This is a genomic window from Streptomyces mangrovisoli, from assembly GCF_000974985.2.
Taxonomy (GTDB): domain Bacteria; phylum Actinomycetota; class Actinomycetes; order Streptomycetales; family Streptomycetaceae; genus Streptomyces; species Streptomyces mangrovisoli.
In genome coordinates, this window is the sequence record NZ_LAVA02000145.1 from 1 (window position 1) to 4,844 (window position 4,844).

General features: G+C 75.4%; 4 protein-coding genes. All 4 read left to right on the top strand.

Annotated features, from left to right (window positions below):
- The coding region (locus WN71_RS38000; protein ID WP_338058727.1) for a methyltransferase at positions 1-1,082 on the top strand (1,082 nt) is incomplete at its 5' end.
- Positions 1,079-2,437, top strand: coding sequence for an MFS transporter (locus WN71_RS38005; protein WP_046592874.1), 1,359 nt, complete (start codon positions 1,079-1,081; stop codon positions 2,435-2,437). The genes WN71_RS38000 and WN71_RS38005, both read left to right, overlap by 4 nt.
- Before the next feature lie 74 nt (positions 2,438-2,511).
- Entirely contained in the window at positions 2,512-3,261 is a 750-nt protein-coding gene (locus tag WN71_RS38010) for a GNAT family N-acetyltransferase (RefSeq protein WP_046592875.1), read from the top strand.
- A gap of 20 nt (positions 3,262-3,281) precedes the next feature.
- A partial coding sequence (locus tag WN71_RS43305) for an ATP-grasp domain-containing protein (RefSeq protein WP_071369942.1) occupies positions 3,282-4,844 on the top strand: 1,563 nt, incomplete at its 3' end.

Consider the following 4,844-nt stretch of genomic DNA (forward strand, 5'->3'; position numbering starts at 1 on the left):
CCGCAGATCGGATCACGATGACACTCCTGCACACTCCTCCCAGCGTCCTGCCCGCCGACTGGTACGGCGCCGCCCCCGCCCCGATCGGTGTCGACCAGGCGTTCAACGGCTATGTCGCCGCCACCGTCGTGCACACCCTGGACCGGCTCGGCGTCCTGGACCGTCTCGCCGACGAACCCCGCCTGGACATCACCAAGTTCGTGCTCGACGCTGGACCCGCGGTGCGCGAGCGCGTCGTCCGCGAGGTCCTGCGGGCCGCGGCGGTCTGCGGCTGGGTCCGCCTGGAGGACGACGGCGACACCGCCGTCCTCACCGACGCGGGCCGCGAGACGGTCCGGATGCGCGGCTACTTCACCTGGGCGGTCGGCGGCTACAGCGAGTTGTTCGCCGGCGCCGCCCGACTCGCCACCGGCGAGGCCACGTTCGGCGCCGACCTGTTGCGCGACGAGGCCATGGTCGCCCTCGGCTCCGGCCAGAACGACCGCTCCTTCATGGCGGGCACCCTCGACGACGTGCTCGCGGGCGTCGACTTCAGGACCATCGCCGACCTCGGCAGCGGCATCTCCGCACGGGTCAGCCGAGTCGTCGGTGCCCGCCCCGGCACCCGCGGCCTCGGCCTCGACATCAGCGGCCCCGCAACCGAGTTGGGCCATCGCACCATCGCGGAGGCCGGACTGGAGGACCGGGTCAGGGCGGTCCAGGCCGACGTCCTCGACGTCTGCCACCGCGAGGCCCACCGCGACGCCATCGCCGAGGTGGACACCGTGATGAGCTTCTTCCTGCTGCACGACCTGCTGGCCGACCCCGTGACCCGCCCGCAGCTGTTCACCCGGCTGCGCGAGGCGTTCCCCGCCGCCCGCACCTTCGTCCTCGCCGACACCATGCTGCGCCCCGACGCCGAACACTCCACCAGCCTGCCGGTGTTCTCCCTCGGCTACGAACTCGCCCACGCGCTCATGGGCGTACCGCTGCACACCAAGGAGACGTACGAGGAGCTGTTCGCCGCGGCCGATCTGCACCCGGTGCGCACGGTCGCCTTCGGCACCCCGCACTCGTGGCTGTACGTGCTGGAGGCGCGGTGAGCACCAACCCCTTCGCGGTCGTACGGGAGTTCTCCCCGCGCACCCGTGCGGTGCTGGCCGTCAACGCGGTCAACTCCTTCGGCGGCGGCCTGGTCCTGCCGTTCCTGTGGATCTACCTCGGCCAGGTACGCTCCCTCGCGACCTGGGTCCCCGCCGCCACCCTCGCCGTCCAGGCCGCCACCGCGGTCGTCGGCGGGCTGGTGTGGGGAGCCGTGCTCGACCGGGTCGCGCCGCGCCCCGTCGTCACGCTCGTCATGTGCGTGGCGGGCGTGGGCACCGCGCTCTACGCCACCGCCACGTCCGCGCCGCTCGCCCTCACCGCCGCCGTCGTGTACGGCCTGGGCATCAGCGGGGTGGGCACGGTGATGCGCTACCTGTACGCCGGCGCCCCCTCGGCCCGGGAGCGCGGCCTCGCCTTCTCCGCCGACTACGCGGTGTTCAACGCGATGACCGGGCTCGGCGTCCTCGTCGGCGGCCTGGTCGCCGCCTCGGGCCCGGGTTCGCGGGCCGCCCGCTTCGCCGCGCTGTACGTCGCCGACGGCGCCACCTTCCTGGCCGCCGGAGCCGCGTTCGTCCTGCTGCTGCCGCGCATCGAGCGGACCGGCGGGAAGCGGCCGGAGGCAGCCGACCAGGTCGGTTACCGCCAGGTCCTCTCACAGCGCTCCGTCGCCGTGCTGCTGGCCACCCTGACCCTGTGCTCGCTGGTGTCCTACGGGCAGCTCAGGAGCGGACTGCCGGGCTATCTCACGGCCGGCGGAGCGGTCGGCGCCGAGGGCCTGTCGGGGACCTTCGCCGTGAACATCGTCGTCGCCGTCGCCACCCAGGTCGTCCTGGGCGAGCGGATGCAGCGCGTACGGCGCAGCACGGTGCTCGGCGCGAGCGGCGGGCTGTGGGCGGCGGCCTGGGCGCTCGTCCTGGTCGCCGGGCGCCACCACGGCGCGACCGCGACCGTCCTCGCGATGGCGGGCGTGCTGCTGCTGTCGGTCGGCGAGGCGCTGGTCTTCCCGGTCGTCACCGGGCTGCTGAACGACCTCGCCGAGGAGCGCACCCGCGGGCGCGCCAACGCCATGCTGTCCGTCGCCGTGTCCACCGGCTCGGTGGCCGGGCCCCTGCTGGCGGGTGTGGCCCTGCCGTTCGCCGACGGCGTGCCGTTCGTCGCCGCGCTGATCGGGATCTGCGCGGTCGTCGCCCTGGTCGGCCCGGCCCTGCGCCGCGCCCTGCCGGCCACCGCCGACCTGCCGGCGCCCGAAGCGGAACCCGGATCGGAACCCGCCACGGAGCCGCAAGCGGAACCCGCCACGGAGCCGCAAGCGGAATCGACCCCCGGATCCGCGCCCCTGCCCGCCACATCCTGACCGCACCTCCTGACCGCCACGCCCTGACCCGCCACGCCCTGCCCCGCCGCCGTACCCCTGAGGAGGCACCCGTCATGCAGCACTGGCCGCCGAGCGGCATCACCGTGCGCACCCCGCTCGTGGAGCTGCGCCACCCCACACCGGAGGATCTCGACGCGCTCGCGAGCCTGGGAGCCGAAGGTGTCCACGTGCCCGGATTCATGCCCTTCTTCTCCCAGTGGACCGACGGCGACCCCGCGACCGTCGCCCGCCGGGTCCTGCAGCGCCACTGGAACGCCATGGCCAACTGGGGCCCGAACGACTGGACGTTGTACCTCGTCGCCGTGCACGACGGCGAGGTGATCGGCTCCCAGTCGCTGGGCGCCCGCGACTTCGTCGTCACCCGCGAGGTGTTGCTCACCTCCTGGCTCGGCCTGCGCCACCAGGGCCGGGGGCTCGGCGGCCACGCCCGCGCCGCGGCCCTGGAGCTGGCCTTCACCGGACTCGGCGCGCACGACGCGTTCTCCGTCGTACGACGCGGCAACGACGCCTCGCAGGCCGTGTGCCGCAAGTTCGGCTTCACGCACGACGGGGCGCAGGTCAACGCCGTGCGCGGGGAGCGCGTCGTCAGCGACCGGTACCGGCTCGGCCGTGACGCGTGGACGACGTCACGTCGGACACCCGCCGAGATCACCGGGCTGGAGCCGGCGCTCGGCCTGTTCGGCCTGACCGGCCCGACGGAGACCCCCGCCCTGGCCGCGCCGTCCCCCTCAGCCGCGCCCGCGCTCGCCGCCACCCTCTCCGGGGTGCGGTTCGCGCCGGACCCCGACCACGTCGACGCCTGAGGAAGGGAGAGGAGCCCGGCATGTCCCGCCCCGTCATCGCCGTCGTGTACGACTTCGGGTCCGTCGCGCCCGCGGACATCGTGGACCGGCTCGAACCGCTCGGCGCTGTCGTGCTCGCCGTGTGCCGATCGGAACACACCGAGCAACTCGCCCCGCTCCTGGCCGACTTGGCCGACGTGGTGCCGGTCGACGGGGACGGGCCGGACGAACTCGACCAGGCCGCCGCGCAGCTGCGGGCCCACGGCCCCGACGCCGTGCTCACCTTCAGCGAGCGCCGGCTCGGCACCACCGCGCTGCTCGCCGAACGCCTCGGGCTGCCGTACCACGACACGGACACCGTACGGCTGTTGACCGACAAGTACGCGCAGCGCGGCAGGCTGCGGGATCGGGGCGTGGACCCGGTGCGCTCGGCGCTGCTGCGCGCCACGGGGGACTGGGCGGCCGCGCTCGCCGCGGTCGGTCTGCCCGCGGTCCTCAAGCCGGCCCGCGGCGAGGGCAGTCGCAGCACGCATCTCGTGCGGGACGCGGCGACGGGCGCCGAACTCGCCGAGTGGCTGCTGAGCGGGCCCGCCGCGGAGTCCGCGCTCGTCCTGGAGGAGTACCTCGCGGGCGTCGACCGCACACCGTTCGGCGACCATGTCTCCGTCGAGAGCGCCGTCGTCGAGGGGCGGGTCACGCACTGGGCGGTGACCGGCAAATTCCCGCTGGCCCCGCCCTTCCGCGAGGTCGGCCACTACTGGCCCGCCCCCCTCGCGGGCGACGAGCAGGCCGCCGTCGTCGATCTCGCGGGGCGCGCGGTCCGGGCGCTCGGCGTACGGACCGGCGTCACCCACACCGAGGTCAAACTGACCGCGGACGGACCGCGGTTGATCGAGGTCAACGGCCGGCTGGGCGGCTTCCAGAGCGGGCTCGGTCGGCTCGCGGGCGGCCTGGACCCGGTCGTCCTCGCGGCCACGCTGGCGCTCGGCGGTCCCGCCCCGACGAGCTGGGTCCCGCAGGACCGGGTCGTGTTCGCGCGGGCCGTGCCGACGCCCGCCGGGGGCGGCCTGCTGACGGCCGTGCACGGCGTCGCCGACGTGCTCGCCCTGCCGGGCCTCGAAGGCTACGAGACCCGGGTGCGGCCCGGCACCTACGTCGAACCAGGCGTCGGAACAGGTGAGTTGGCCGTGCTGTGGGGGAGCGCCGACGACCACGCGGGCATGGTCACGGTCCTCGAACAGGCCCTGTCCAGGCTCACCCACACCTTCGCCGAAGCCCCCGCCGCACCGGGCCACCTCCCCGACCCCCACCCGCCGACCGGGCCCGGCGCCGCGGCCGAGCCCGCCGCTCCGGCTGAGCCCGACCCCCCGGCCCCGCCTGCCGATCCGGCCGAGCCCGCCGCTCCGGCTGAGCTCGGCGCCGCGGCCGTGCCCGCCGCTCCGACCGGGCCCGCCGCTCCGATCGGGCCCGCCACCCCGGTCGTACCCGCCGCTCCGGCTGAGCCCGACACTCCGGCCCCGCTTGCCGCTCCGGCCGGGCCCGCCGGGCCCGGCGCCCCCGCCGAGCCCGCCCTTCCCCACCCTCCCGGCTTCCCCGCCGTGCCC